Source organism: Hydrogenophaga sp. (assembly GCF_035481345.1).
Classification (GTDB): Bacteria; Pseudomonadota; Gammaproteobacteria; order Burkholderiales; family Burkholderiaceae_C; genus Hydrogenophaga.
On record NZ_DATIGV010000119.1, the window covers coordinates 37,609 to 64,524 of the forward strand.

Annotated in this window: 22 protein-coding genes and 1 tRNA gene; 9 read left to right on the forward strand and 14 right to left on the reverse strand. The window is 67.9% G+C overall.

What is annotated here, in order from left to right; genetic code table 11:
- Window positions 1-8: 8 nt before the first annotated feature.
- The 7 genes from infB to VLG41_RS13355 form a co-directional block, all read right to left on the reverse strand.
- Window positions 9-2,858, reverse strand: a complete 2,850-nt coding sequence (gene infB / locus VLG41_RS13325; protein ID WP_325349889.1) for a translation initiation factor IF-2 — start codon at window positions 2,856-2,858, stop codon at window positions 9-11.
- Window positions 2,859-2,888: 30 nt separating this feature from the next.
- Window positions 2,889-4,388, reverse strand: coding sequence for a transcription termination factor NusA (gene nusA / locus VLG41_RS13330; protein ID WP_325349890.1), 1,500 nt, complete (start codon window positions 4,386-4,388; stop codon window positions 2,889-2,891).
- Window positions 4,389-4,426: 38 nt separating this feature from the next.
- Entirely contained in the window at window positions 4,427-5,026 is a 600-nt protein-coding gene (gene rimP / locus VLG41_RS13335; RefSeq protein ID WP_325349891.1) for a ribosome maturation factor RimP, read from the reverse strand.
- A gap of 171 nt (window positions 5,027-5,197) precedes the next feature.
- Window positions 5,198-6,799, reverse strand: a complete 1,602-nt coding sequence (locus VLG41_RS13340; RefSeq protein WP_325349892.1) for a dipeptide ABC transporter ATP-binding protein — start codon at window positions 6,797-6,799, stop codon at window positions 5,198-5,200.
- Window positions 6,796-7,830: an ABC transporter permease gene (locus VLG41_RS13345; RefSeq protein ID WP_325349893.1), complete on the reverse strand. Its 1,035-nt coding sequence runs from the start codon at window positions 7,828-7,830 to the stop codon at window positions 6,796-6,798. The genes VLG41_RS13340 and VLG41_RS13345 overlap by 4 nt, the downstream gene beginning before the upstream one ends.
- Complete coding sequence (locus VLG41_RS13350) at window positions 7,830-8,855, reverse strand: microcin C ABC transporter permease YejB (RefSeq protein WP_325349894.1); 1,026 nt, start codon at window positions 8,853-8,855, stop codon at window positions 7,830-7,832. Before VLG41_RS13350 ends, VLG41_RS13345 begins: the two co-directional genes overlap by 1 nt.
- Window positions 8,856-8,963: 108 nt before the next feature.
- Window positions 8,964-10,802 (reverse strand): extracellular solute-binding protein, encoded by a 1,839-nt coding sequence (locus VLG41_RS13355; RefSeq protein WP_325349895.1) that lies wholly within the window; start codon window positions 10,800-10,802, stop codon window positions 8,964-8,966.
- Between the two features lie 47 nt (window positions 10,803-10,849).
- On the opposite strand from VLG41_RS13355, the gene fabI reads away from it, so the two are divergent.
- Window positions 10,850-11,638 (forward strand): enoyl-ACP reductase FabI, encoded by a 789-nt coding sequence (gene fabI / locus VLG41_RS13360; RefSeq protein ID WP_325349896.1) that lies wholly within the window; start codon window positions 10,850-10,852, stop codon window positions 11,636-11,638.
- Between the two features lie 54 nt (window positions 11,639-11,692).
- Here fabI and VLG41_RS13365 read toward each other — a convergent pair whose 3' ends face one another.
- On the reverse strand, window positions 11,693-12,559 hold the full coding sequence (locus tag VLG41_RS13365; protein ID WP_414652495.1) for a DNA ligase: 867 nt from the start codon (window positions 12,557-12,559) through the stop codon (window positions 11,693-11,695).
- Window positions 12,560-12,571: 12 nt separating this feature from the next.
- Entirely contained in the window at window positions 12,572-14,860 is a 2,289-nt protein-coding gene (locus VLG41_RS13370) for an arginine/lysine/ornithine decarboxylase (protein WP_325349897.1), read from the reverse strand.
- Window positions 14,861-14,983: 123 nt separating this feature from the next.
- Here VLG41_RS13370 and VLG41_RS13375 point away from each other — a divergent pair, with 123 nt between their 5' ends.
- The 4 genes from VLG41_RS13375 to VLG41_RS13390 all read left to right on the forward strand — a co-directional run bounded on the left by VLG41_RS13375 (window position 14,984) and on the right by VLG41_RS13390 (window position 16,908).
- Complete coding sequence (locus VLG41_RS13375) at window positions 14,984-15,409, forward strand: NfeD family protein (RefSeq protein ID WP_325349898.1); 426 nt, start codon at window positions 14,984-14,986, stop codon at window positions 15,407-15,409.
- Window positions 15,410-15,453: 44 nt separating this feature from the next.
- Entirely contained in the window at window positions 15,454-16,374 is a 921-nt protein-coding gene (locus VLG41_RS13380; RefSeq protein WP_325349899.1) for a stomatin-like protein, read from the forward strand.
- Window position 16,375: 1 nt separating this feature from the next.
- Complete coding sequence (locus tag VLG41_RS13385; RefSeq protein ID WP_325349900.1) at window positions 16,376-16,771, forward strand: DUF2237 domain-containing protein; 396 nt, start codon at window positions 16,376-16,378, stop codon at window positions 16,769-16,771.
- A gap of 47 nt (window positions 16,772-16,818) precedes the next feature.
- Window positions 16,819-16,908: transfer RNA gene (locus tag VLG41_RS13390), tRNA-Ser, on the forward strand.
- 105 nt (window positions 16,909-17,013) lie between these two features.
- On the opposite strand, the gene VLG41_RS13395 is transcribed toward VLG41_RS13390, so the two are convergent.
- The gene (locus VLG41_RS13395; protein WP_325349901.1) at window positions 17,014-17,718 is read right to left on the reverse strand and encodes a Crp/Fnr family transcriptional regulator; all 705 of its coding nucleotides are present in this window, start codon (window positions 17,716-17,718) and stop codon (window positions 17,014-17,016) included.
- Between the two features lie 308 nt (window positions 17,719-18,026).
- Here VLG41_RS13395 and VLG41_RS13400 point away from each other — a divergent pair, with 308 nt between their 5' ends.
- Together VLG41_RS13400 and VLG41_RS13405 are read left to right on the forward strand one after the other, a co-directional pair.
- Window positions 18,027-19,604, forward strand: a complete 1,578-nt coding sequence (locus VLG41_RS13400) for a sensor histidine kinase (RefSeq protein ID WP_325349902.1) — start codon at window positions 18,027-18,029, stop codon at window positions 19,602-19,604.
- A 141-nt stretch (window positions 19,605-19,745) separates the two neighbouring features.
- Window positions 19,746-21,311 (forward strand): methyl-accepting chemotaxis protein, encoded by a 1,566-nt coding sequence (locus VLG41_RS13405; RefSeq protein WP_325349903.1) that lies wholly within the window; start codon window positions 19,746-19,748, stop codon window positions 21,309-21,311.
- 66 nt (window positions 21,312-21,377) lie between these two features.
- Here VLG41_RS13405 and VLG41_RS13410 read toward each other — a convergent pair whose 3' ends face one another.
- The gene (locus VLG41_RS13410) at window positions 21,378-21,647 is read right to left on the reverse strand and encodes a hypothetical protein (RefSeq protein ID WP_325349904.1); all 270 of its coding nucleotides are present in this window, start codon (window positions 21,645-21,647) and stop codon (window positions 21,378-21,380) included.
- 147 nt (window positions 21,648-21,794) lie between these two features.
- Window positions 21,795-22,673, reverse strand: a complete 879-nt coding sequence (locus VLG41_RS13415) for a phytanoyl-CoA dioxygenase family protein (protein WP_325349905.1) — start codon at window positions 22,671-22,673, stop codon at window positions 21,795-21,797.
- A 150-nt stretch (window positions 22,674-22,823) separates the two neighbouring features.
- Between VLG41_RS13415 and VLG41_RS13420 the strand changes: the two genes are divergently transcribed.
- Together VLG41_RS13420 and VLG41_RS13425 are read left to right on the forward strand one after the other, a co-directional pair.
- Complete coding sequence (locus VLG41_RS13420; protein WP_325349906.1) at window positions 22,824-23,393, forward strand: hypothetical protein; 570 nt, start codon at window positions 22,824-22,826, stop codon at window positions 23,391-23,393.
- Between the two features lie 113 nt (window positions 23,394-23,506).
- Entirely contained in the window at window positions 23,507-23,920 is a 414-nt protein-coding gene (locus tag VLG41_RS13425; RefSeq protein WP_325349907.1) for a DUF4019 domain-containing protein, read from the forward strand.
- 3 nt (window positions 23,921-23,923) lie between these two features.
- Here the strand turns inward: VLG41_RS13425 and VLG41_RS13430 are convergent, their stop codons facing one another.
- Entirely contained in the window at window positions 23,924-24,613 is a 690-nt protein-coding gene (locus VLG41_RS13430) for a PEP-CTERM sorting domain-containing protein (protein WP_325349908.1), read from the reverse strand.
- Between the two features lie 35 nt (window positions 24,614-24,648).
- Window positions 24,649-26,916: LamG-like jellyroll fold domain-containing protein (locus tag VLG41_RS13435; protein ID WP_325349909.1), on the reverse strand; the 2,268-nt coding region annotated here is incomplete at its 5' end.

The window sequence follows — 26,916 nt, forward strand, 5'->3', positions numbered from 1 at the left end:
CTGGGTTCTTACAGCGTGCGCGCCACTTCCTTGACCTCAAAGAACTCGAGCTGGTCGCCCTCTTTGATGTCGTTGTAGTTGCGCAGCTTGATACCGCACTCGAAGCCTTCCTTGACCTCGCGCACGTCGTCCTTGAGGCGCTTGAGCGACTCGAGTTCGCCGGTCTGCACCACCACGTTGTCGCGCAGCAGGCGGTAGTGCGCGCTGCGCGTGACGAAGCCCTGCGTGACCATGCAGCCCGCGACCGTGCCGATCTTGGAGGCCACGAACACCGTGCGGATCTCGGCCATGCCGATGACTTCTTCGCGCTTCTCGGGTGCCAGCATGCCGGACATGGCGGCCTTCAGGTCGTCCACCGCGTCGTAGATGATGTTGTAGTAGCGCAGGTCGACCTCGTTGCCCTCGGCCAGCTTGCGCGCGCCGGCATCCGCCCGCACGTTGAAGCCGATGACCACGGCACCGGCCGCGATGGCCAGGTTGACGTCGCTCTCGCTGATACCACCCACGCCCGCGTACACGAGCTGCACCTTCACCTCGTCGGTGGAGAGCTTGAGCAGCGAAGCGGCGAGTGCTTCCTGCGAGCCCTGCACGTCGGCCTTGAGGATGATCGGCAGGGTCTTGACCTCGCCAGCGGCCATGTCGGAGAACATGTTCTCCAGCTTGGCGGCCTGCTGCTTGGCCAGCTTGGTGCTGCGGTACTTGCCCGCGCGGTAGGTCGCGATCTCGCGCGCGCGGCGCTCGTCGGACATCACCATGAACTCGTCGCCGGCCTGCGGCACCTCGGCCAGGCCCTGGATCTCCACGGGAATGGAGGGACCGGCTTCCTTGGTGGCCTTGCCGTTCTCGTCGAGCATGGCGCGCACGCGACCCGAGGTCTGGCCCGCCAGCACCACGTCGCCCACCTTGAGCGTGCCGCTCTGCACCAGCACGGTGGCCACGGCGCCGCGGCCCTTGTCCAGGCGCGCCTCGATCACCAGGCCCTTGGCCATGGCTTCCACGGGGGCCTTGAGCTCCAGCACCTCGGCCTGCAGCAGCACCTGCTCGAGCAGTTCATCGATGCCCATGCCGGTCTTGGCCGACACCGCCACGAAGGGCGATTCGCCGCCGAATTCCTCGGGCACGACTTCCTCGGCCACGAGCTCGGATTTCACGCGCTCGATGTTGGCCTCGGGCTTGTCGGCCTTGGTCATGGCCACCACGATCGGAACGCCCGCCGCCTTGGCGTGCTTCACGGCTTCTTTGGTCTGCGGCATCACGCCGTCGTCCGCTGCGCAGACGAGGACGACGATGTCGGTGGCCTGCGCGCCGCGGGCGCGCATGGCCGTGAAGGCCTCGTGACCCGGGGTGTCGAGGAAGGTGACCATGCCGCGCGGCGTGTCGACGTGGTAAGCACCGATGTGCTGCGTGATGCCACCGGCCTCGCCGGCCGCCACCTTGGTGCGGCGGATGTAGTCGAGCAGCGAGGTCTTGCCGTGGTCCACGTGGCCCATGACGGTGACCACGGGCGCGCGCGGCATGGCCTCGGCCTGCTGTTGCGACACTTCTTCGTCGGTGAAGGCCTCGGGGTCGTCCAGCGCGGCCACCACGGCCTTGTGGCCCAGTTCCTCGACGAGGATCATCGCGGTGTCCTGGTCGAGCGACTGGTTGATGGTCACCATCTGGCCCAGCTTCATCAACTGCTTGATCAGCTCGGACGACTTCACCGACATCTTGTGCGCGAGCTCGGAGACCGTGATGGTCTCGGGCACGTGCACCTCGATCTGCTTGAACTCGGCCGGTGCCTGGAATGAACCCTGGCTGTCGCGCGAGTCGCGGTCGCCACGGCGGCCACCGCCGCCGCGCGGGCCGCTGCGCCAGTTGCCGCGGCCCGAGCTGGTGTCGCCGCGGGTCTTGATTTCCTTCTTCTTGGCCGCGTCGTCCTTCCAGGTGGAGGACAGGTTCTCGGACTTGACTTCCTTCTTGCCAGCGCCGGCGGTGGTGCCGCCCGGCGCGGCCGCGGGAGCCTTGGCGGGCGTGCCCGCCGGCTTGTGCAGCGTGCCCTTGAGGCCCGCCTTGGCGTCGGCCGGCGGCTCGGGCTTCTTGGCCACCAGGGTTTTGGCCGGTGCGGCCATCATGGCGCGGATGTTCGCGGCCTCGGCCTCGGCCTTGCGGCGGCGCTCCTGCAGTTCGGAGGCGCGCTGCTCCTCGGCCTTGCGTTCCTCGGCGGCCTTGTCGGCGGCGGCCTTCGCCGCGGCTTCCTTGTCCGGCCCCTTGACCTTCACGGCCGTGGTGGCGGGCTTGGCGGGCGCGGGCGCCGCCTCGGCGGCCGGCGCAGCCTGCGCCGCCGCAGCGGCGGCGGCCTCTTCGCGTTCCTTCTTGGCAGCGGCCTCGGCCGCGGCCTTGGCTTCCTCGGCTTCGCGCGCGGCGCGCTTGGCGGCCAGTTCCTCTTCCTGACGGCGGATCAGTTCGGCCTGGCGGCGCGCTTCCTCTTCGCGGCGCGAGAGCTCCGCTTCATCCACCACCGGAGCGGCCGGCGCGGCGGGTTCTTCCGCCACGGCGGGCGCGGCCACGGGTTCATCGTCGCGCTTGATGAAGGTGCGTTTCTTGCGCACCTCGACCTGGATGGTGCGCGCGCGGCCCATGGCGTCGGCCTGCTTGATCTCGGACGTGGACTTCTTGACCAGCGTGATCTTTTTGCGCTCGCCGCCGGTGTTGCCGTGCGCGGCCTTGAGGTGGCCAAGCAACTGCTGCTTGTCCAGCTCGGTGATGGGATCGGACGGCGCGGCCTTGCGCACGCCCGCGGCCGCGAGCTGCTCGAGCAGCACGGCGGCGGGTTTGTTCAGCTCGGCGGCGAATTCGGCGACGGTGTTACTGGTCATGTGTTCTTTGCTCCGTGGGCCTCCGGGTGATCAGGACTGGGACTGCGCTTCGTCACCGGTGAACCAGTGCGCGCGCGCCTGCATGATCAGCTCGGTGGCTTGCGCTTCCGACTGGCCCGTGATCTCGGTGAGTTCGTCCGTCGCGAGATCGGCCAGGTCGTCGCGGGTGTGGATGCCGGCCTCGGCCAGCTTGGCGATCAGCTCGGGCGTGAGGCCGGTCAGGTCGCGCAGGTCCTGCGACACCTCCTCCACGCTCTCTTCGCGGGCGATCTCCATGGTCAGCAGCGCGTCCTTGGCGCGGGTGCGCAGCTCGTTCACGGTCTCTTCGTCGAAAGACTCGATCTCCAGCATTTCCTGCAGCGGCACGTAGGCCACTTCCTCGAGGCTGGTGAAGCCTTCCTCGATCAGGATGTCGGCGATCTCCTGGTCGACATCGAGCTTGGCCATGAACACCGAGCGGATCGAGTCGGCCTCTTCGGCCTGCTTCTGGGCCGATTCGTCGGCTGTCATGATGTTGATGCGCCAGCCGGTGAGTTCGCTCGCCAGGCGCACGTTCTGGCCGCCGCGGCCGATGGCGATGGCGAGGTTCTCCTCGTCCACCACCACGTCCATGGCGTGGCGCTCCTCGTCGACCACGATGGAGACCACGTTGGCCGGCGCCAGCGCGCCGATGACGAACTGCGCCGGGTCTTCCGACCACAGCACGATGTCCACGCGCTCGCCCGCCAGCTCGTTGGTGACGCCGTTGACGCGGGAACCGCGCACGCCCACGCAGGTGCCGATGGGGTCGATGCGCTTGTCGAAGCTGTGCACGGCGATCTTGGCGCGCGAACCGGCGTCGCGGGCGCACTTCTTGATCTCCAGCAGGCCTTGTTCGATCTCGGGCACTTCCTGGCGGAACAGCTCGATCATGAACTCGGGCGCCGAGCGCGACAGCAGGATGGGCGCGCCGCGCAGCGTCAGGTCGACTTCCATGATCATGGCGCGCACGCGGTCGCCGGTGCGGAAGTTCTCTTTGGGGATCATCTCGCCGCGCTTGAGGCGGCCTTCGACCCGGCCGCTTTCGATGATCAGGTCGCCCTTGTCCATGCGCTTGACGGTGCCGACGAAGATCTTGTCGCCGCGCGACATGAAGTCGTTGAGCAGCATCTCGCGCTCGGCGTCGCGGATCTTCTGCAGGATGACCTGCTTGGCGGCCATGGCGCCGATGCGGCCGATCGGCACGCTTTCCACCGGCTTCTCGATGTAGTCGCCCTCTTCGATGTCGGCGATCTCGTCGCGCGCATCGGAGAGCATTTCCTCGGCGTCGGGGTTCTGCAGGCCGGCCTCGTCGGGCACCACCAGCCAGCGGCGGAAGGTTTCATAGGCACCGGTGTCCGGGTCCATGGCGACGCGGATGTCGACCTCGCCCTTGTAGAGCTTCTTGGTGGCCGAGGCCAGCGCCTGCTCGACCGCGCCCAGCACCACGTCGCGCTCGACGTTCTTCTCGCGCGAGATGGCATCGATCAGCATCAACATTTCGCGGTTCATCGTTCAGCCCACCTTTCCAATCCAGTACGGTCTGTTTGTTATGTCCTGTCGGCATCCTCGGCGCCCGCCTCGCTGGCGGCGCCCCGGCCTTTGAAGTTCACGATCGGCGCCAGTCGCGCCTGTGAAATCTCGTCGAGCGTGAAGCCCAGCGCCTGCAGCGGCGCGGGCTCGCGCTTCTTGCTCACGCGCTGGCCCGGCTTCACCGGGGGCGCATCGCTCCAGACGATCTGCCAGCCCCCTTCGGCCACGCGCTCCAGCGTGCCGCGGAATTTCTTGCGGTTGGCCGCCACCGCGCCGTTGGCACCCAGCGGCGCCTTGAGCGTGATGTCGACCACCTGCCCTTCGAAGCGAAGAAAGTCGTTCTCGTGCCGCAGCGGGCGGTCGATGCCCGGCGAACCAACTTCCAGGCGCCGGTAGTCCATGCCCTCCACCTCCAGCGCGTACTGCAACTGGCGGGTGATGCGCTCGCAATCTTCAACGGTGACGAAGCGCTCGGGCGGCAGCGGCTGACCTTCGGCCGGCGGCGACCACGGCCAGTCGATCGTCACGCGCAGAAGGCCGCCGGCGGACCGCTCCAGGTCCACCAGATCGAATCCCTGCGCGGCAACGATTTGCGCGACGGTGTCTTGCCAGCCCATGTATGAAGTGCGTCCGGCCGGCATCGGTTTCCCGCCCGGCCAAAAAAAAAGGGCCGGTGATTACCCGCCCATTTGGTCGTGAAGCGCGCATTGTAGCGCGCCCGGCGGGGCCTAGCAAGCTGCGAGCCAGCTTTTCCCACCCGCGCGGCGGATGCCCCGACCCGCCGCCGATCAGGCCGCTGCCTGGACCAGCAGCCGCGTGTAGGGGTGCTGGGGCGCGGCCAGCACCTCCAGCGCCGGGCCGCGCTCGACGATGGCGCCGTCCTTCATGACGATGACCTGGTGCGCCATGGCGCGGATCACGTCCACGTCATGGGTGATCAGCAGGTAGCTCAGGCCCCGGTCGCGCTGCAGGCGCTGCAGCAGGGCCAGTACCTGCTTCTGCACGGTCACGTCGAGCGCGCTGGTGGGCTCGTCGAGCACCAGCAGTTGCGGCTCGACGATGAGGGCGCGCGCGATGGCCAGGCGCTGGCGCTGTCCGCCCGAGAACTCGTGCGGGTAGCGCTGCAGCCAGTCGGCGCCGCGCTGCGGGTCGTCCACCAGGCCCACCTCGGCCAGCAGCGCGGCCACGCGCTCGCGGCGCTGAGCGGCCGGCAGATCCGGCCGGTGCACGGACAGGCCTTCGCCCACGATCTGCTCGACGGTCAGGCGCGGCGAGAGCGAGGAGAAAGGATCCTGGAACACCACCTGCACGCGCTGGCGCAGCTCGCGCAGGCGCTTGTCGCGCGTGGCCTCGGCCCAGCCGCTGCCGGCCACGTCCAGCCGCCCCTCGAAGGGCAGCAGGCCCAGCGCGGCCAGGGCCAGGGTGCTCTTGCCCGAGCCGGACTCGCCGATCACGCCCAGCGTGCCGCCGGCCGGCACGGCCAGGTCGGCGCCCTGCACCGCCGTGAACGAGCCCTTGCGGAACCAGCCCTTGAAGCCGGGCAAGGGCACCGAGTAGCTCACGCGCAGGCCCTCGGCTCGCATCACGGGCGGGGCGTCGGCCGCGGGCTCGGCCACGGCGCGCTCGGGCCGGCTGGCCAGCAGCTTGCGGGTGTAGGCGTGCTGCGGCCGCTCGAACACCTCGGCCACGGCGCCCTGCTCCACCAGGTGGCCCTTTTCCATCACGGCCACGCGGTCGGCGAAGCGGCGCACCAGCGGCAGGTCGTGCGTGATGAGCAGCAGCGCCATGCCGTGCTGGCGCTGCAGGTCGGACAGCAGCTCCAGGATCTGGCCGCGCAGGCTCACGTCCAGCGCGGTGGTGGGCTCGTCGGCGATCAGCAGTTTCGGCCGGCTGGCCAGGGCCATGGCGATCATGGCGCGCTGGCGCTGGCCGCCGCTCAACTGGTGTGCAAAGGCGTCGACGCGGCGCTCGGGCTCTGGGATGCCGGTGGACGCCAGCAGCTCCACCGCGCCGGCGCGCGCCTGGCGCGGCGTCAGGCCGCGCTTGAGCTGCAGCACCTCGCCGATCTGGTTGCCGACGGTGTAGAGCGGGTTGAGCGCGGTCATGGGCTCCTGGAAGATGACCGCCACCTCGTCGCCGCGCACGCCACGCAGTTCGCGCTCGCTCAGGGCCAGCAGGTCGCGCCCGTTCAGCCGCGCCTGACCCGACACCTCGGCGTTGACCACCAGCCGCAGCAGCGACAGCGCCGACACCGTCTTGCCCGACCCCGATTCGCCCACCAGCGCGAGCTTCTCGCCCGGGGCGATCGAGAAATCAATGCCGTGCACCACCGGCTCACCGCCGAAGGCGATGCGCAGGCCGCGGACGTCGAGCAGGAGCGCGTCGCTCATCGGTCGGCCTTTCGCGGATCGAGCGCGTCGCGCAGCGCGTCGCCCATGAAGGTGAGCAGCAGCAGCGTGAGCACCAGCACGCCGAAGGTGGACAGCGAGATCCACCAGGCGTCGATGCTGTTCTTGCCCTGGCTGAGCAGTTCGCCCAGCGAGGGTGTGCCGGGCGGCACGCCCAGGCCCAGGAAGTCGAGCGAGGTGAGCGCCAGGATGGCCGCGCTCATGCGAAACGGCAGGAAGGTCACCACCGGCGTCAGGCTGTTGGGCAGGATGTGGCGCCAGATGATCTGGGCGTTGGACAGGCCCATGGCGCGCGCGGCGCGCACGTAGTCGAGCTGGCGGTTGCGCAGGAACTCGGCCCGCACGTAGTCGGACAGGCCCATCCAGCCGAACAGACTGAGCAGGATGAGCAGCAGCCCCACGCTGGGCGCGAACACGGCCGAGAAAATGATGAGCAGGTAAAGCTCGGGCATGGCGCCCCAGATCTCGATGAAGCGCTGGAAGGCCAGGTCCGTCTTGCCACCGAAGAAGCCCTGGATGGCCCCAGTGAGCACGCCCAGCACGACGCCGATGGCCGTGAGCGCCAGCGCGAACAGCACGCTCACCCGAAAACCGTAGATGAGTTGGGCCAGCAGGTCGCGCCCGCGGTCATCGGTGCCGAACCAGTTGGCGCCGCTCGGCCCGGACGGATTGGGCTTCTCAGCGAAGTAGTTGATGGTCTGCGAGCCGTAGGGGTTGGGCGCGTAGAGGGCCCAGTTGTCGCCCTTCGTGATCTGCTCGCGGATGAAGGGGTCGAGGTAGTCGGTGGCGGTCTGGAAGTCGCCGCCGAACACGGTCTCGGGCAGGTCCTGCACGATGGGGAAATAGGTCTGGCCTTCGTAGCGCACGATCAGCGGCCGGTCGTTGGACAGCACCTCGGCGAACAGGCTGGCCACCACCAGCGCGCAAAAGATCACCAGGCTCCAATAGCCCAGCTTGTTGCGCTTGAAGCGAAGCCAGGCGCGCCGGCCGGGGCTGAGAGATGCGGCCGCCATCAGTCGAACTTCACGCGCGGGTCCACCCACACGTAGCAGAGGTCGGAGATCAGCTTGGTGAGCAGGCCGATCACGGTGAACAGGAACAGCGTGCCCAGCACCACCGGGTAATCGCGGCGGATCACGCTCTCGTAGCTCAGCAGGCCCAGGCCGTCGAGCGAGAACAGGGTCTCGATGAGCAGCGCGCCGGTGAAGAAGGCGCCGATGAAGGCCGCCGGGAAGCCGGTGACGATGGGGATGAGCGCGTTGCGGAACACGTGCTTCCACAGCACCTGGCGCTCGCCCAGGCCCTTGGCGCGCGCGGTCATCACGTACTGCTTGCGGATCTCTTCGAGGAAGGCGTTCTTGGTCAGCATGGCCGTGACCGCGAAACTGCCCAGCACCATGGCCGTGACCGGTAGCGTGATGTGCCACAGGTAGTCCACGATGCGCGCACCCCAACTGAGCTCATCCCAGTTCGCCGAGGTAAGGCCGCGCAGCGGAAACCACTGCAACTGCCCACCGAAGATGACCAGCAGCGCCACGCCCAGCACGAAGCCCGGGATGGCGTAACCGACCAGCACGATCAGCGTGCTGATCAGGTCGAAGCGCGTGCCCGCGCGCACCGCCTTGGCCACGCCCAGCGGCACGGCCACGCCGTAGCTGATGAGGAAGGTCCACAGCCCCAGGCTGATGGACACGGGCAGCTTCTCCACGATGAGCTCACTCACCGGCTTGTTCTGGAAGAAGCTGGTGCCCAGGTCGAAGCGCGCGAAGCGGCCGATCATCTCGACGAAGCGCTGATGCGCGGGTTTGTCGAAGCCGTAAAGCGCCTTGATCTGCTCCAGCCGCTGCGGGTCCACGCCCTGCCCGCCGCGGTACACCGAGCCGCCCTCCGCGCCCGTGCCGCCGGCGGCGCGCGCCTCGGCCAGGTACTGCTCCACTGGCCCACCGGGCACGAACTGGATCACCACGAAGGTGATCAGCAGCACGCCGAACAGCGTGGGCAGCATGAGCAGCAGGCGCTTGAGGATGTAGGCCCACATATCAGGTCAGAAGAAGTCCAGGCGGGAAACACCGCGGAACTGGCTTTGCCAGGCCGCAGGTGTTGCCCCCTTTGAGGGGGTGACGCGCGAAGCGCGGCGCGGGGGTGTTCATTGTTTTGCCCACCAGGTGTCGATGGCCCAGGCTTCGCCGGTGGCGTAGGGTGGCATTTCAGGCGGGCGTTGCAGGCGCCAGGCGTTGTAGGCCATGCGGTGCGTGGACGCCGACCACTGCGGGATGAGGACGTGGCTGTGCGAAATGGCGCGGTCCAGCGCGCGGCAGGCGGCGATGAAATCGGGCTTGGTCTTGGCGCCCACCATGCGGGTGAGCAGGCGGTCCACCGCCGGATTGGCGATGCCGGAGAAATTGCCGGAATCGGGCGTCTTGGCGGCCTGGCTGCCGAACAGGTCAGCGTACTCGGCGCCGGGGTTGGGCGTGCCCTGGAAGTTGATCGAAATGATGTCGAAGTCGAAGGTGCGCAGGCGCTGCTGGTACAGCGCGAAGTCCACCGGCCGGAAACGCAGGGTGATGCCCAGCTTCTGCAGATTGCGGATCCAGGGCGAGACCACGCGCGCGCCGGTCTCGTTGCTGTCCAGGTACTCCAGCACCATGGGCTCGCCCTGGGCGTTCTTGAGCACACCGTCCTGCACCGTCCAGCCCGCCTCGCGCAGCAGGGCCTGCGCCTGGCGCAGGTTGTCGCGCAGGGAGTGGTCGCCGTCGGTGCGCGGCGGCGAGACCATGGGCCCGAACACGGCCGGCGGCAACTGCGCGCGGCCGGGCTCCAGCAGGGCCAGCTCCTCAGGCGATGGCGTGCCATCGGCCGCGCATTCGGTGTTGCCGAACAGGCCGCGCACGCGCTGGTAGGCGCCATAGAACATCTGGCGGTTCATCCACTCGTAGTCCACCGCCAGGCCCAGGGCCTCGCGCACGCGGATGTCGTCCAGCGGCTTGCGCCGCGTGTTGAGCACGTAGCTCTGGAAGCCCGTGGGCAGCTTGTGCGTGAACTCGCCCTTGACCAGCTCGCCGCTGTCGAACTTGCGGCCATTGACGCGGCGCGCCCAGTCGCCGGCCGAGAAGAAGCGCATGAGGTCGAACTCGCCCGCCTTGAGCGCCTCCAGCCGCGCGGTGCTGTCCTTGTAGATCTTGACCGTGATGCGGTCGAAGTTGGCCGTGCCGCGGCGCACCGGCAGGTCGCGGGCCCAGTAGCCCGGGTCGCGCACGTAGGTGATGTCGCGGCCGAACTTCACCGGGCCGATCTTGTACGGGCCGCTGCCGATGGGCGGATCCATCACCACCTTGTCGAAGGTCTTGCGCTGGCCGGTGGCCGGATCCACCTCGTTGCCCCACTGCCGGCTGAAGACGGGGATGGCGCCCACGGTGAGCGGCAGCTCGCGGTTGGGCAGCTTGAAGCGAAAGCGCACAGTGCGCTCGCCCAGCACGTCCAGGCCCGCCACGTCGGCCAGGATGGTCTTGTAGGCCGGCGAGGTGTGCGGCCCCAGCAGGGTGTCGAAGCTGAACTTCACGTCGGCGGCCAGCACCGGGTCGCCGTTGTGGAATTTGGCGGTGTCGCGCAAGCGAAACACCACCGACAGGCCGTCCGGTGCGGCCTGCACGTCCTCGGCCAGCAGGCCGTAGCCGGCCCCGTTCTCGTCCAGCACGCCGGTCAGCAGCGAATCGAACATCAGGCCGCTGAGGTAGGCCGGGGCGCTGCCACGCAGGGTGAAGGGGTTGTACTTGTCGAAGGTGCTGACGCGCAGGTTGCTCACCAGCCGCAACTCGCCCCCCTTGGGGGCCTGCGGGTTCACGTAGTCGAAGTGGGTGAAGCCGTCCGGGTACTTCAGATCACCCCAGATGGAGTAGCCGTGCGCCGCCCACAGCGCCGGCGCCGCCAGGGCCAGCGCCCCCGCCACGGCCCAGCGGCGCAGCGTGCGGGGGAAAGGACGGCTCATGACGTGCATGCGACAATTCTGCGTGATATTTTTCCGGAGTCCGATCAATGGGTTTTCTCGCTGGCAAGAAGTTCCTCATCACCGGGGTGCTGTCCAACCGTTCCATCGCCTACGGCATCGCCAAGGCCTGCCACGAACAAGGCGCCGAACTGGCCTTCAGCTACGTGGGTGAGCGCTTCAAGGACCGCATCACCGAATTCGCCGCCGACTTCGGCTCCCAGTTGGTGTTCGACTGCGACGTTGGCGACGACGCCCAGATCGAGAAGCTCTTCAGCGATCTCTCCCAGACCTGGCCCAAGTTCGATGGTTTCGTGCACGCCATCGGCTTCGCCCCGCGCGAGGCCATTGCGGGAGATTTTCTTGATGGTTTGTCGCGCGAAGCCTTCAAGATCGCGCACGACATCAGCGCGTACAGCTTCCCGGCCATGGCCAAGGCCGCCCTGCCCCACCTGAACGAGCGCGCCGCCCTACTCACGCTGAGCTACCTGGGCGCCGAGCGCTGCGTGCCCAACTACAACACCATGGGCCTGGCCAAGGCCAGCCTGGAAGCCTCGGTGCGCTACCTGGCGGAGTCCCTGGGCCCCAAGGGCATGCGCGTCAACGGCGTGAGCGCCGGCCCCATCAAGACGCTCGCCGCCAGCGGCATCAAGGGTTTCGGCAAGCTCATGAACCTGGTGGCCAACGTGTCGCCGTTGCGCCGCAACGTCACCATTGAAGACGTGGGCAACGCCTCGGCCTTCCTGCTGTCCGACCTGTCCTCGGGCATCACGGGCGAGATCATCTACGTGGACGGCGGCTTCAGCCACGTGGTGGGCGATTCGAGCCAGGCCGAATGACCCGACCCATCTGAGCACGCAGGACCCGCCACCCGGCGGGTTTTTTTCGGCCGCTCAGCGCGGCGCGTCAGGGCGCACGCGAACGAAGCTGGCGAAGCGCGGCACGCCACTGTCGTTGAGCCCCCGAAAGCGGTAGGTCACCCAGGTACCCACGGCGGGTGGATTGTCGCGTTCGGCATCGGTAAAGCCCGTGCCCAGCTTGAAGCGAACCCCTTCGGCGGTTTGCACCAGCAAGGCCCCCATGCGGCCCGCGTGCCGGCCCTTGCCGGGCACATGCCCGATGACGCGCGCCTCGGCGTCCTCGTGGGTCTTCACCTTGAGCAGGTCGTCGTTGCGCACCGCGCGGTACGGTGCGTCGCCCCGGTGCAGCATCAGGCCTTCCCCGCCTTCGCGGACCACGCGGTCGAGCCGCGCCATCAACTCGGCGTGGCTGCCGATGCGCTCCTGCGGCACGGCCTGCACCCAGGCCTGGTTGATGTCCCGCACCCGTTGGCCGTAGGCGTGGATGCGCTCGGTGAAGACACCGGGGTGGGTGGGCAGGTCGAAGACCATGAACCGGATGCGGCGCCAGGCCGCGTCGTCTGGCGTGAGCTGGCGCACCGTCGACAAGGCCTCTTCGAAACGGCCGCGCCCGGCCCAGAGCTCACCGTCCATGGGTTCGGTGGGCCACTGGGCGGTGAACCAGTCGGGGGCGGCGATGGTCTCGCCGCCGCGCGTGCGCAGGCGCTGCCCATCCCAGAAGGCGCGCAGGCCGTCGTACTTTTCACTGAGCCAGTAGTCGTCGAGCCGGACGCCCGGGCGGTAGACATTGGCCAGCATCAGCGCGGGCGCGTCCGCCGACCAGGCCGCCAGCGGCGCGAGGCCCGTCCCCAGCAGCGCGGCGGCCAGGCCGCGCAGCAGCACCCGTCTTGCGAATCTCACGTGCGCGGGGGCTCAGGCCTTCACGCAGTCGGCGAAATAGGCCTTTCGACCTTGATCGTCCGCGGTCTCCACCAGGCCGTGGATGTCGGTCTCGAAGCCCGGGCACTCGCGTGCGAATTCGCGGTTGAACTTGAGGTAGTCGACGATCTTGCGGTTGAACACCTCGCCCGGGATCAGCAGCGGAATGCCCGGCGGGTACGGCGTCACCAGGCTGGTGGTGATGCGCCCTTCCAGCTCGTCGATCGGCACGCGCTCGGTGGTGCGCTGCGCGATGTGCGCGAAGGCGTCGGTCGGCTTCATCGCGGGCGTGAGGTCGCTCAAATACATCTCGGTCGTCAGGCGCGCGATGTCGTACTTGGCGTAGAGCGCGTGCACGTGCTGGCACAGGTCGCGCAGTCCCATCTGCTCGTAGCGCGGCTGCTTGGCGCAGAACTCCGGCATGATCCGCCACATCGGCTGGTTCTTCTCGTAGTCGTCCTTGAACTGCTGCAGCGCCGTCAGCAGCGTGTTCCAGCGGCCCTTGGTGATGCCGATGGTGAACATGATGAAGAAGCTGTAGAGGCCGGTCTTCTCCACCACCACGCCGTGCTCGGCCAGGAACTTGGTGACGATGGACGCGGGGATGCCCGTCTCGCCGAAGCTGCCGTCCATGTTGAGGCCGGGCGTGACGATGGTGGCCTTGATCGGGTCCAGCATGTTGAAGCCCGGCGCCATGTCGCCGAAGCCGTGCCAGTCGCGCTCGGTGTGCTGCTCGGCGTTGGCGTCGCGGCGGCGGTTGAGCACCCAGTCCTTGGCCTCACCCACGCCCTCCTCGGCCAGGTGGTCGGGACCCCAGACCTTGAACCACCAGTCGTCGGTACCGAAGTCGTCCTCGACCTTGCGCATGGCGCGGCGGAAGTCCAGCGCTTCGAGCAGGCTCTCTTCCACCAGCGCGCGCCCGCCGGGCGGCTCCATCATGGCCGCGGCCACGTCGCAGCTCGCGATGATCGCGTACTGCGGGCTGGTGCTGGTGTGCATCAGGTACGACTCGTTGAACAGGTGGCGGTCGAGCTTGACGTTCTGCGAGTCCTGCACGAGCACGTGGCTGGCCTGGCTGATGCCCGCCAGCAGCTTGTGGATGGACTGCGTGGCGTACACCACGGACTCCATGGGCCGCGCGCGCTTCTTGCCCATGGCGTGGTAGTTGCCATAGAAGGGGTGGAAGGCCGCGTGCGGCAGCCAGGCCTCGTCGAAGTGCAGGTTGGCCACGTAGCCGTCCAGCATCTGCTTGATGGCCTCGGTGTTGTAGAGCACCCCGTCGTAGGTGCTCTGCGTGATGGTGAGCACGCGCGGTTTCACGGCCTCGGCGTCCACGCCCTTGAGCAAGGGATTGGCGCGGATCTTGGCCTGGATCGCCTCGATCTCGAACTCGCTCTGCGGGATCGGGCCGATGATGCCGTAGTGGTTGCGCGTGGGCTTGAGGAAGACGGGCACGGCGCCCGTCATGATGATGCTGTGCAGGATGGACTTGTGGCAGTTGCGGTCCACCACCACCACGTCGCCCGGCGCCACCGTGTGGTGCCACACCATCTTGTTGCTGGTGCTGGTGCCGTTGGTGACGAAGAAGCAGTGGTCGGCGTTGAAGATGCGCGCCGCGTTGCGTTCCGACGCGCCGATGGCGCCGTTGTGGTCCAGCAACTGGCCCAGTTCTTCCACCGCGTTGCACACGTCCGAGCGCAGCATGTTCTCGCCGAAGAACTGGTGGAACATCTGGCCCACCGGGCTCTTGAGGAAGGCCACGCCACCCGAGTGGCCCGGGCAATGCCAGGAATAGGAACCGTCCTCGGCGTAGTCCAGCAGGGCCTTGAAGAACGGCGGCTGAATACCTTCGAGGTAGCTCTTGGCCTCGCGGATGATGTGGCGCGCCACGAACTCCGGCGTGTCCTCGAACATGTGGATGAAGCCGTGCAGTTCGCGCAGCACGTCGTTGGGCAGGTGCCGGCTGGTCTTGGTCTCGCCGTAGATGTAGATCGGCACGTCGGCGTTCTTGCGGCGCACTTCCTCGATGAAGTTGCGCAGGTTCAGCACGGCGGGGTCGAGGTCGGGCCCGTGGCTGAATTCCTCGTCGTCGATGGACAGGATGAAGGCGCTGGCGCGGCTTTGCTGCTGCGCGAACTGCGACAGGTCGCCGTAGCTCGTGACACCCACGACCTCCATGCCCTCGCTCTCGATGGCCTGCGCGAGCGCGCGAATGCCCAGACCCGAGGTGTTCTCGGAGCGGAAATCCTCGTCGATGATGACGATGGGGAAACGGAACTTCATGCGGCTCTCCTGGCGAAGCGCGCAAGTGTACGGAAAACACATGTCCGTCCTGCCGTGTCGGACCTGGTTTGACGCAGAATGTGACAAGTCCCGACCGGGGATGCTTTCAAGGAGACATGGCACATGGCCGATTCGACCTGGTGGTGGCTGCTGGCGGGCGCGCTCGTGGGCGCCGAGCTGCTCACCGGCACGTTCTATTTGCTCATGCTCGCGCTGGGCGCCGCCGGCGGCGCCATCGCGGCTCACCTGGGCCTGCCGCTCACCGGGCAGATCGTGGTGGCCGCCGTGCTGGGCGCTGCGGCGGTGGCGGGCTGGTACCTGCATTCCCGCCGCCGGCCCGGCGACCCGTCGGTGCGCGGCCTGCGCAGCGTCAACCTCGACGTCGGCGAAGTCATCCAGATCGAACAATGGAACGCCGATGGCACCGCCACGGTCAAGTACCGCGGTGCCGCCTGGACCGTCATCCAGCGGCCCGGCAACGCACCCGCGCCCGGCGCCTACCGCGTCACCGAACTCGTTGGCAACCGCCTGCTGGTCGAGAAGGCCTGAGCCCAGGCCACCCCGCAACCCGAACCACCGAACAGAACAACACCATGGAACTCGCCATCCTGCTCATCGTCATCGCCGTCATCTTCGTCTCGCGCGCCATCAAGATCGTGCCGCAGCAGTCCGCGTGGGTGGTCGAGCGGCTGGGCAAGTACCACAGCTCGCTGGCCCCGGGCCTGAACATCCTGGTGCCCTTCATCGACAAGGTGGCCTACAAGCACAGCCTGAAGGAAATCCCGATGGACGTGCCCAGCCAGGTCTGCATCACGCGCGACAACACGCAACTGCAGGTGGACGGCATCCTGTACTTCCAGGTGACCGACCCCATGCGCGCCAGCTACGGCTCGTCCAACTACCTCATGGCGGTCACGCAGCTCGCGCAGACCTCGCTGCGCTCGGTCATCGGCAAACTGGAACTCGACAAGACCTTCGAAGAGCGCGACATCATCAACGCCCAGGTGGTGCAGGCCATCGACGAGGCCGCGCTCAACTGGGGCGTGAAGGTGCTGCGCTACGAGATCAAGGACCTGACGCCGCCGGCCGAGATCCTGCGCGCCATGCAGGCGCAGATCACGGCCGAGCGCGAGAAGCGCGCCCTGATCGCGGCCTCGGAAGGCCGCCGCCAGGAGCAGATCAACATCGCCACCGGCGAGCGCGAGGCCTTCATCGCGCGCTCCGAGGGCGAGAAACAGGCCGAGATCAACAAAGCGCAGGGCGAGGCCGCCGCCATCCTCGCGGTGGCCGAGGCCACGGCCGGCGCGATCCGCCAGGTCGCCGAGGCCATCCGCCAGCCCGGCGGCCAGGAGGCGGTGCAGCTCAAGGTGGCCGAGAAGGCGGTGGACGCCTACGCCAGCGTGGCGGCCGACGCCACCACCACGCTCATCGTGCCGAGCAACATGACCGAAGTGTCCGCCCTCATCGGCTCGGCCATGAAGATGGTGCAGGCGGGCAAGACGACAGGGGGCTGACATGGACGACCTCGCGCACAACGTGCTGGGTGGCGAGCTGCAGGCCTGCTCGTTCGACCCGCTGACCGGCTTCTACCGCGACGGCTGCTGCCACACCGGTGCCGACGACGAAGGCACGCACGTGGTCTGCGCGCGCGTCACGCGCGAGTTCCTCGATTTCTCGGTTCAACGCGGCAACGACCTCGTCACGCCGCGGCCCGAACTGCGCTTCGCCGGCCTGAAGGCGGGTGATCGCTGGTGCCTGTGCGTGAACCGCTGGCTGGAGGCGCTGGAGGCCGGCGTCGCCCCGCCGGTGGTGCTGGAGGCCACGCACCAGAACACCTTGCAGCACGTCGGCCTTGACGTGCTGCAGCGCCACGCCTGGCGCAAGGCCGAGGACGGCAGCCACACCGGCTGACAGCCCGCCGAGGGCGCTGCCGAGTGAGCTACAATCCCGCGCTTCGCGGAGAGGTGGATGAGCGGTTTAAGTCGCACGCCTGGAAAGCGTGTGTGGGTTAATCCCCACCGCGGGTTCGAATCCCGCCCTCTCCGCCAACCATCACGCTCAGAACGACCCAGGTCGTTTCACCCAGAGCCCTGAAAGCCCCGTCGACCCTCGTGTTGCGGGGCTTTTTTGCCAGCGGTCAAGTAGTCAAGTGGTCAAGACCGAGGGGCAGCGCCATCGGCAGCGGTCAGCACCCCATGCCAGCGATCGACCTTCCTGAACCGCCCCATGTCGATCAGGATCGCTATATGCCTCGCCACCGTCTCTCGGCGCGCGCCCAGCACGTTGGCCAGTTCGGTGTGGCTGGGAATGCGAAAGGACGGGCTGCCCTCCTCGGCCGCGATCATCTGCAACGCCGCACCCACCTTGGCGAGGTAGCTGTCCTCGCGCAGCAGGCGCGACCAGTCGGCCATGGCGCCGACGAAATCGGCAATGGCCCGGTAAAGCGCCTGCTGGAACGGTTCGAAGGGCATGGCCATTTCCCGGACCACCCGAACGTCGATCTCACAAACGCGCGTCGGCGTGATGGCCACCAGGCTCAGCAGCGCAGCCTGCCCGAACGGCAGCGTAAAGCCCACCAGCCGCCCCTTGCCCATCAGAAGCACGCTCTTGCCTTCCTCGCCGGGACTGCCCCGCAGCCCCCTGAGCAGCCCCACCTTGACCACCCCCAGCGTCTTCCCCAGGCTGCCCTGAGCTTCCAGCGTTTCGCCAACGGCCACCGCGCGCTCGCGAATCAGCGTGCGCAAGCGCTCGTGTTGCGGCAAGTTGAGCACCGAAAAGAGGCAGCGGCCCCGCGTTGAACAGTGCTCACAAACGACCGTCCCGCCCGGTCCAACCATCCGCGGGATGTTCCTGCTCATGTGTGCGCGAGTTCCGGACGTTCTTGATCCATGGCCCAACGAGTGCATTGCCGGTCCGATGGCGTTTCGCGGACAACACCACCACCTTCAGCGCAGCGTTAGATGGTACCGGTGCCGAGGTCGCCATTCGGCAACACGTGAAAAGCCCGGGTGCGCGTCTCGTCACAAAGGCTGCCGATTGTTCTGACAGCCCGGCTCTCGCGTGTCGATGATCAGAAGCCGGAGGGCCTGCACGCTCCCGACAACAGCGGCACCGGACCACGCGCGGGTTCGGGCGCCATTCCATTCATGCACGGGGAGCCGATGTCTTGCTGGACACCGCCAACGAACTCCATGACCTGACCTCCTGGTTGACGATCCTGGAGAAGATCGTCGAGCAGAGCGCCAACATGGTGGTGATCACCGACGCCGACCAACGCATCCGCTGGGTGAACCGGTCCTACACGCAGACCACCGGCTGGTCGCTGGACGAAGTCCAGGGCAAAACGGCCGGCCGCTTGCTGCACGGGCCATTGACCAACCCGCAGGTGAGCCAGTTCGTGCGCGATCGCCTGCGGCAGGGCCTGTCGGTCTCCGGCGTCGAAACCATCAACTACCGCAAGAATGGTGATCCGTACACCGTGATGCTCAACATCGAGCCCATCCGTGACAGCCAGGGCCAGGCGCTGGCCTACTTCTCCATCCAGAGCGACGTAAGCGAGCAAAGGGCCCTCGAGCGCACCAATGCCCAACTGCAGCACCACCTGCAGGTGGCCCAGCGGCTGGCACGGCTGGGCCGCGTGGAGTTCAACGCCGACACGCGCAGCATCCGCTGGTCCAGCGAGGTCTACTCCATTCTGGAACTGCCGCAGGACGAAGCCCCCAAGACCCTCAGAGCCCTGTTCGAGTTTGTCTGCCCCGAGGCGCAGCAAGACCTGCAGGCCCGCCTGCGACGCGTCATGGAGAACGGCGACGAGTTCGACCACGAGTTGCCCATCACCACCCACCAGGGGCACCGCCGCTGGGTGCGCTGCCGCGGCGTGCCGCAGCGCCAGGGCAGCAAGGTCAGGCCACCGGACACCTGGACCATCCAGGACGTGACGGTCTACAAGGAGCTGATCGAGCAAAAGAACCTGAACAACCACAAGCTGCAGGCGATGGTGGACGAGCGCACCGCCAACCTCGCGGAAGCCAACCAGTCGCTGGAGGCGTTCTCGCACGCCCTGTCGCACGACCTGAAGAAGCCGATCCGGCACATGGTCAGCTACGCCGAGATTGCGCAAGACGCGCTGCTGGCCGGTGACGTTCGATCAGCCCAGGCCTATTGCCAGAAGGTCGTGGCTGCGGGCGCGCGGCTGCAGTCGCTGATTGACGGCTTGCTGGAGTTCTCGCGCATGGGGCGACGGGGCGTCACTCCCTCCTGGGTTGACTTGGCCGAGCTGGTCGACGACTGCCTGACCGAGGTGGCGGCGTCCTTTGCGGATCGCCGCTTCCACGCCAGGGGTCAAGACACCCTGCCCGACATCTGGGCCGACCGGATCCTGCTGCGCGAGGTCTGGATCAATCTCATCGACAACGCCTTCAAGTACAGCCGACACCAGGCGGTGACGGAGCTGGTGTTCGCGTGCACCCGCTCCGACAGCGGCTGGACGCTGTCCCTGAGGGACAACGGCTGCGGCTTCAGCCCGGCCGTGCATTCACACATATTCCAGATGTTCGCCCGCGCCAACCCGGACGATTCCGTTGCCGGCGACGGCGTCGGTCTGGCGCTGTGCCAGCGCATCGTGCAGGCGCACGGCGGTCGCATCTGGGCCGAGTCCGTGGCTGGTGAAGGCTCGGTCTTTCACGTGTTCCTGCCGCGCAACGCGGCGCCGGGCGTTGCGCCCATCGGCGGCGCCTCCCAGTGAGCGTCTCGTCACTATCACGGCAAATAGTACGAAAGACCCCGCATTTCCACGCTTAAAGCCCTTGCCCTGTCGTCGATGCTGAGGATTCCACCGGGGCATGTCGCCCCTTGGAAGCAGTCTCTGCTCAACAAAGGAAACAACATGGGCATGTTCTCCAATCTGCGCATCGGTAAACGGCTCGGCCTGGGCTTCGGCGTGACTTTGCTGCTCCTCGTGGGCATGGCCGCCACAGGCTTCGTGGGCGCGGCCCGGCTGTCCGCCGAAAGCAAGACCATCTACGAAGACCGCACCGTGCCGCTGGGCGAGCTGACCACCATCTACCAGCTGATGATGAGCAACCGCGTGCTCGTGATGAACACGCTGCTCGCGCCGCAGTCGCTGCCGCAGAACCGGGCGCAGGTCGAAGCCAACGCGGCGCGCATCAGCCAGATCTGGGAGCGCTACATGGCAAGTCAACTCGGTCGCAAGGAGGCGCAGCTGGCCAAGGCCTATGCACCGGCGCGCGCCGCCTTCGTCAACGATGGCCTGCTGGCCCTCATGGCGGCGGTCGGCGAGGGCGATCTCGCGAACGCGCGGCAGATCTACAGCGACAAGCTGGAACCACTGGCCGAGACCGCAATCGGCCTGTCCGACCAGCTCATCCAATTGCAGATCGATGTGGCCGGGCAGGAATACCGGCGCGCTCAGGAGGTCGAGTCGCTTGTCGAGGCCGCGATGGTGATTGCCGCCAGCTTGGCCCTCGTGCTGGGCATCGCTCTGGCCATCGTGATCACGCGCTCCATCACGCACCCCATCCACGAGGCGGTCAAGGTGGCGCAGACGGTGGCGGCCGGGGATCTCACATCGCAGATCAGCGCCAGCGGCAAGGACGAAACCGCCGACCTGCTGCGCGCCCTCAAGGCCATGAACGACAGCCTGATCAAGGTAGTGGGGGAAGTGCGCGGCAACGCCGAAAGCGTCTCCACCGCCAGCGCGCAGATCGCCCAAGGCAACGCCGACCTGAGCCAGCGCACCGAGGAGCAGGCCTCGGCGCTGGAGGAAACCTCGGCATCGATGGAACAGATGGGTTCCAGTGCCGGTCTGAACGCCGACAACGCACGCCAGGCGCATCAACTGGCCTCCAGCGCCAGCGCGGTGGCCCAGCAAGGTGGTGCGGTGGTGGACCAGGTCGTGCAGACCATGCGAGACATCAACGACAGCAGCCGCAGAATCAGCGACATCATCGGCGTGATCGATGGCATCGCCTTCCAGACCAACATCCTGGCCTTGAACGCCGCGGTGGAGGCGGCCCGCGCCGGCGAACAAGGCCGAGGTTTTGCCGTGGTGGCCGGCGAAGTGCGCAACCTTGCGCAGCGCAGCGCGGAAGCCGCCAAGGAAATCAAGGGACTGATCGGCACCAGTGTCGAGCGGGTCGGGCAAGGCACGGCGCTGGTCGATCAGGCGGGCACAACGATGCAGGAAATCGTCTCGTCGATCCGGCGGGTCAGCGAGATCGTCGGCGAGATCAGCAGCGCCAGCGTGCAGCAAAGCGCCGGGGTTGGTCAGATGGGCGAGGCGATCGTCCAGATGGACCAGACCACCCAGCAAAACGCCGCGCTTGTCGAGGAATCCGCGGCCGCCGCGGCCAGCCTCAAGACGCGGTCGCTTCAGCTGGTGCAGGCGGTCCAGCGCTTCAAACTGTCTGGGGACGACGCGCTCGCCCGCTGACCCCCGGCGTGACCGCAGGACACTGATTGATCAAGCCGCCAGCCTGATCGGTCTTGTCACGGGCACTCACTCCGTCGGCTCACTTCGGCCCCGCCAGTGCCGCACGTTGAACGGGAACACCGGGCGATGGTCCTTCGCCGCCAGGGCCGCGTCCGGGGTCGCGCCCAGGTCGCCCCAGCCGCGCGCCTTGGCGTGCCGGCCCCAATGGCGGTAACCGTGCTGCACCACGCTGTGGCTTTCGCCAGGAATGCCCAGGGCGGTGGTTTCGTACACGCCTTCGCGCGCGGGCGGGCCGTTGCTGTCGGTGGTGAACCAGGGGGAAAACTCTGAGGACATGCAGGCAGCCTCCTTCGAGAAAGTTGACCAACGGCAAACGTCGGCGTCCGCCGTGGCACCACTCTCGCATCGAACGGCATGCATGGCGTGTAGGACAAGGCCGACGCCGATGTAGGCCTTCGCAGGAGACCGCGGCCGGGGCCGCCCTCAACAGACCAGCAGGCGATTGACGTACCGGTCGTGGGTGTGCCCCGCCGCCAGCTTGACGGGGTCGTACCGGAAGATCGGCGTGGCAGTCATGGTGTAGGTGCAATTGAACAGCAGGCGCGGCCGCCGAGACGGCGGCACGCCCCGGTGCACGCCCCACATGTTGCCCATGAAAGCCGTTCCCCGCGCCCCATACACGGTGGCCACCTGGTCGCGGCCGAACCGGGCATCGATGTCGCTATCCGAATAGGGTGCCAGGCGCACCCGGCCTGCGGTCTTGTGCGATCCCTTGACGAACTGGTGGGGGCCGCTGTCGTCCGCCACATCGGTCAGGTAGATGAAGAGGCGCAGGATCTTCCAGTCTTCCGCGTCCCGATGGAACGCCTGGACGTCGCTGTGAGGCCCGTCCGAGGGAAAGGACCAGCGCAACCCCGCCCCCGAGAGTGTCGGCTTGCAACCCAGGAATCCGGCGGCGACCTGCAGCACGGTGGGGTGGTTCATTGCGTCCAGCAGGTGGGGGCAGGCCAGGATGGTGGGCAGGTCGTACACGGCGGACGCCAGGCCTTTCGTGTCGGCGTTCACCGGAGGGGACGCGGGCCGGGCTACCGGTGCCGTGGCCAGGAAAGCCAGGATCTCGTCGATCTGCGCTCCGCTCAGCGGACTCTCGACCGGCGCCATGCCTTCGTCGAGCAGCGTCTTCAGGGTGGCTTGCGCGGCCGGGGTGTGCACAGGGGTGCCTCTGCCATGCCGCCCGCTGATGACGTGCCGCATGACGGACACGATGCCACTTCGAAGCAGGGGGTGGGGGAGGAAACGGGAGGCGTAGTAGGCGCCATAGCGCATCCATGTGCCCGACTGAAGTGGACGGATCGGAACCATGCAGTCTCCTGGCGAGTGGGGGTCACGCATTCTGTGCCTGCGCGCAACGACGGACAAGGCCTACAGAGACACGGGAGTTGTCCGACAGCCCTGCGCTCGCGTGCTCCGCAAGATGGAGCAATCCGCTCAAAAGGCGTCCAGGAGGTTTCCATGGTGCAGTCCGATCCATCCAATGCCCCGGCCGGCTCGGTCGTCCTCCCCCACCCGTCCGGTCCGGCGGTGTCTTGGGCCGCGATCTTCGCCGGCGCCGCTGGCGCTGCCGCGCTGTCCCTGATCCTGCTCGTGCTGGGCACCGGCCTGGGCTTGGCCGCCGCGTCGCCTTGGGTCAGTGGCGCCCCCGACGCCGAGCCGTTCGGCACCGCCGCGGTGGTCTGGATCTGCTTCACGCAAGTGATCGCCTCGGGCATGGGCGGCTACCTGGCCGGCCGCTTGCGCACGCGCTGGGCCGACACGCAGCAGGACGAGGTCTACTTCCGCGACACCGCGCACGGCTTTCTGGCGTGGGCGGTGTCCTCACTGGCCACGGCCGCTTTGCTGACCCCGGTGATCGGCACCATCCTGGGCACCGACATGCGCGAGGCGACCAGCGCCGCCGCGGTGGCCGTCGACAACAGCGACCAGGCGCATCGCGCGCTCTGGCTGTTCGTCTCGCTGCTCATGGGGGCGTTCTTCGCCAGCCTTGCCGCCACGTTGGGCGGGCGCCAGCGCGACACGGACTGACCCCCGTCCTCCCCATCCGATCAGGAGCCCACCATGCGTTCACTGCTGCTGTTCTTCCTCGGCGTCCCCATCCCCGTGATCATCCTGATCGCCCTGCTCTTCTAGGTGTTCCCATGTTGCGACGAACACTCCTCCTGGGCGCGGCCGGCCTGGCCTGCGCGACGGCGTCCCGCGCGGCCGACGCCACGACCGAAGCGCGCCAGGCGGCCGAGCGCTGGCTGGCGCTGGTGGACGCGGGCGACTACGCCGCCAGTTGGCAACAGGCCGGCGCCCTGTTCAAGGGCGCGATGGACGCCGAGCGCTGGACCCGCTCGGTGAACGCGGTGCGTGGGCCGCTCGGCGCCCTGCGCCAGCGCAAGGACAAATCGGCCGAAGCCCAGCAGACGCTGCCCGGCCTGCCCGATGGCCAGTACGTGGTGCTGGCTTACGACAGCGCGTTTGCCAACAAGGCGGCCGCCGTGGAAACCGTCACCCTGGTGAAAGAACCCGATGGCGCCTGGCGCGTCATCGGGTACTTCATCCGCTAGCGATCACGCGGCCACGCGGCGGCGGCGCGCCACGGCGCCGCCCACCAGGCCCAGGCCGGCCAGCAGCATGGCAATGGCCTCGGGCTCCGGCACGGCGGTCACCGCGCTCACCGACAGCGCCGTGGTGCCGGACCAGTCCAGCACGTCCACCACGCCCAGCGCCACGCGGTACGTGCCGCCCTGAGCGAAGGTGTGGCTGAAGGTCTGCCAGGCGGTCTGAGCGAGGTAGCTGCCGCTGCCCGGCAGCGTGGCCTGTGCGGCGCTGCCCAGCTTGAAGAGCGTGTCGCCGATGGCGACGAAGGCGTAGTCCAGGCCGAAACCGGCGCCCACGTCGCGCGTGGACATCTGCCATTCGAAGCTGAGGGTCTGGCCCGCCAACACGGTGAACTCCGTGAAGATGGCGGAGCCTTCGGTGGCCTGCTCCAGCGCCGACAGGTCGAAGGCGCCGGGCGCGAAGCCGAGGGCGGACTCGAGGTCCCAGCCCGCCATCAGCGGGTCGTTGCCGCTGAGGTTGAGCGCGCCATCGGCCAGCGGCGCATCGTCGTCGAAGGCGCTGGCGTTGGTGAGGGTGTGGCCGCCATTGGGCTGTGCGAGCGCGTCGCCCAGAACGGTCCAGGGCGCGGCGCTGGCCGAGGTGGCGGCCAGCAGACAGGCGGAACCGATCAGGGTGGTCAGGGAAGTCTTGGCAAACATGGTGTGCTTTCAGGCGGAAGTTGGTGATCGGTGTGTCAGAACAGGAACTGCTCGGCGCCCACGTCGCGGGCGACCACGCCCGGCAGGGTCACCAGGGTGCGGAAGACGGCGGGGCCCTGCGTGCCGTCGTTGTCGATCTGCACGAGTGCGCCGGCGTCGCTGTCCACCACGCGAACGAAGCCGTCGGTGATCGGGTCGTTGCCGCGGTAGCCGAGCGAGGCCAGCAGCGCCTGCAGGTTCAGGTGGTCCTGCGCGGGCGAGAAGTCGGCGATGGTGTCGCCGCCTTCGCGCACGTTGCGGTAGACGAAGGTGTCGGCGCCCGCGCCGCCGGTGATGCGGTTCGCGCCAGCGGCGTTGAAAACCTGGTCGTCACCCTCGGTGCCCTCGATGGCGCCGCGCACGGCCGAGGGCGCCTCGACGCGGTGCTTGCGCGCGGTGAGCCACTGCTCGGGCGTGAGTGCGGCGCGCGTCACGCGCACCTCGCTGATGCAGCCGAAGAAGCCGCTGCCCGCCGAGCCGTTGAGCGACGCACCCACGACCCAGGGCTGATCGGGCACACCCGCGATGCCGATGGCGTTGCTGACGTTGCGCAGCACCGGCGCACCGGCCACGTACATGGTGGTGTCGTGCGTCACCGGGTCGTTCACGAAGGCCACGTGCTCCCATTGGTCGGCCATGATCTCGCCGGACCAGTTGGTCTTGGACTGCAGGCGCCCCGGCGACGGGATGGTGGTGATCTCCCACTGGATCTCGCGCAGGTTGGAGACGGCGAACTGCATGGTGCTCGAATCGCCCCAGCTGCCGCTCCAGCCCGGCACCGACGAACGTTTGCCGCCGCGCGTCATGACGCTCATCCAGGCGTTGCTCTCGGCCGACCAGTTGCGGTCGATCTTCATGACCGCCTCGACGGTGTAGCCGGTGGTCAGGTAGTCGTTGTTGATCGGTGCACCGGCCAGCGTGGCGAAGTAGTGGGCGTTGGGGTTGCTGGCGGAGGTGAAGCACACGCTGCCGTTGGCGGCGGAACGCGCGTGGCGCTCGGCCGACCACACGGCGCCGGCCAGCGGCGCGCCCGCGGCCAGGCCGCGGCGCAGCGGGTTGGTGCCGGTCTCGTCGCGCACCTGCGCGTCGGCGGCCACGGGCTGGCCGGGCATGCCGCGGTGGAAGCGCCAGTGCGCCACGGTGTGGGGGTGGCTGGGGTAGTCCTCGCTGTCGAAGGGCAGCGCCGTGGTGGGCGGCTGCGGCTCTTCATAGCCGTCCAGGATCATGGCGCGCGCCTGCTCCACGATGGGCTGCTCGCGCGTGGGCGAGGCCGGGCCGAAGCTCGGCGCGAAGCGGCGGAAGCGCTCGCGGAAGTCGATGTCGATCTCGAATTCGTTGTTGGGCTCGGACAGCACCGCGCGGTCGAAGGCGTTGAGCGTGGCCTCGGGTTTCATGGGCACCCAGGGCGAGAAGGTCAGCGCCTTGATCTTGTTCTCCGTCAGGTCGAACTCGTAGATCCGCATGTAGCCGTTGCCGCCCTGATAGGCCATCTGGTAGTCGGACACGGCCTCGTGCACGCGGTTGCCGAAGTCGTTGACGCGGGACTTGCGCGCCGAGCCGTGGTTGTGGCCGTTGAGGACCAGGAAGATCTGGTCGTTGTCCTTGATCAGGCGCTCCCACAGGAAGTCGCCGTACGGCGTGTCTTTCGCCGTGACGGCGTCGCTGTCGATGGCCAGGTAGTCGTGCGTGGTGAGGATGACGGGCACCGTGGGGTGGCTGGCGATCACGTTGCGCGCCCAGGCGATGGCCGCGTCGGAGGCGCGCCACGACATCGCCAGCGACATGAAGCGCTGGCCTTCCGCTTCGAAGATGTGGTACTCGTGAAAGCCCGAGGCGTCACGCCCGCCGAAGGTGGCCTGCGTGGCCGCGCGCGTGGTGGGGAAGGTGCGCAGGTAGAGCTCGTTGGCGGGGTTGCGCTGCGCGTCGGTGCAGTCGTTCTGCACGCCCACATAGCCGCAGCCCACGGTCACGTCGTGGTTGCCCGCGAGGATGGAGTACGGCAGCTCGGCGTCCTCGAGCGTCTTCATGGCGCGGTCCGCCACGCCCCACTCGCCCGAGTTGCCCGCCCGGTCGACCACGTCGCCCAGGTGCACCACGAAGGGGATGTTCAGCGTGCGCGCGTTCTGCGCCAGCCAGGCCGTCTGCGCCGCGTACGGCTCGCTGCCGTAGCGCGTCATGAACTGGTTGCCCTCGACGACGTAGCGCGAATAGAACTGCGTGTCGGGCAGCACGGCCAGGCCGAAGCTGGACGAGGCGGCCTGGGC

Coding starts and splice junctions, on each gene's coding strand:
- infB (WP_325349889.1), bottom strand. CDS start 2,858: ATGACCAGTAACACCGTCGCCGAATTCGCCGCCGAGCTGAACAAACCC.
- nusA (WP_325349890.1), bottom strand. CDS start 4,388: ATGAACCGCGAAATGTTGATGCTGATCGATGCCATCTCGCGCGAGAAG.
- rimP (WP_325349891.1), bottom strand. CDS start 5,026: ATGGGCTGGCAAGACACCGTCGCGCAAATCGTTGCCGCGCAGGGATTC.
- VLG41_RS13340 (WP_325349892.1), bottom strand. CDS start 6,799: ATGAGCGACGCGCTCCTGCTCGACGTCCGCGGCCTGCGCATCGCCTTC.
- VLG41_RS13345 (WP_325349893.1), bottom strand. CDS start 7,830: ATGGCGGCCGCATCTCTCAGCCCCGGCCGGCGCGCCTGGCTTCGCTTC.
- VLG41_RS13350 (WP_325349894.1), bottom strand. CDS start 8,855: ATGTGGGCCTACATCCTCAAGCGCCTGCTGCTCATGCTGCCCACGCTG.
- VLG41_RS13355 (WP_325349895.1), bottom strand. CDS start 10,802: ATGAGCCGTCCTTTCCCCCGCACGCTGCGCCGCTGGGCCGTGGCGGGG.
- fabI (WP_325349896.1), top strand. CDS start 10,850: ATGGGTTTTCTCGCTGGCAAGAAGTTCCTCATCACCGGGGTGCTGTCC.
- VLG41_RS13370 (WP_325349897.1), bottom strand. CDS start 14,860: ATGAAGTTCCGTTTCCCCATCGTCATCATCGACGAGGATTTCCGCTCC.
- VLG41_RS13375 (WP_325349898.1), top strand. CDS start 14,984: ATGGCCGATTCGACCTGGTGGTGGCTGCTGGCGGGCGCGCTCGTGGGC.
- VLG41_RS13380 (WP_325349899.1), top strand. CDS start 15,454: ATGGAACTCGCCATCCTGCTCATCGTCATCGCCGTCATCTTCGTCTCG.
- VLG41_RS13385 (WP_325349900.1), top strand. CDS start 16,376: ATGGACGACCTCGCGCACAACGTGCTGGGTGGCGAGCTGCAGGCCTGC.
- VLG41_RS13395 (WP_325349901.1), bottom strand. CDS start 17,718: ATGAGCAGGAACATCCCGCGGATGGTTGGACCGGGCGGGACGGTCGTT.
- VLG41_RS13405 (WP_325349903.1), top strand. CDS start 19,746: ATGGGCATGTTCTCCAATCTGCGCATCGGTAAACGGCTCGGCCTGGGC.
- VLG41_RS13410 (WP_325349904.1), bottom strand. CDS start 21,647: ATGTCCTCAGAGTTTTCCCCCTGGTTCACCACCGACAGCAACGGCCCG.
- VLG41_RS13415 (WP_325349905.1), bottom strand. CDS start 22,673: ATGGTTCCGATCCGTCCACTTCAGTCGGGCACATGGATGCGCTATGGC.
- VLG41_RS13420 (WP_325349906.1), top strand. CDS start 22,824: ATGGTGCAGTCCGATCCATCCAATGCCCCGGCCGGCTCGGTCGTCCTC.
- VLG41_RS13425 (WP_325349907.1), top strand. CDS start 23,507: ATGTTGCGACGAACACTCCTCCTGGGCGCGGCCGGCCTGGCCTGCGCG.
- VLG41_RS13430 (WP_325349908.1), bottom strand. CDS start 24,613: ATGTTTGCCAAGACTTCCCTGACCACCCTGATCGGTTCCGCCTGTCTG.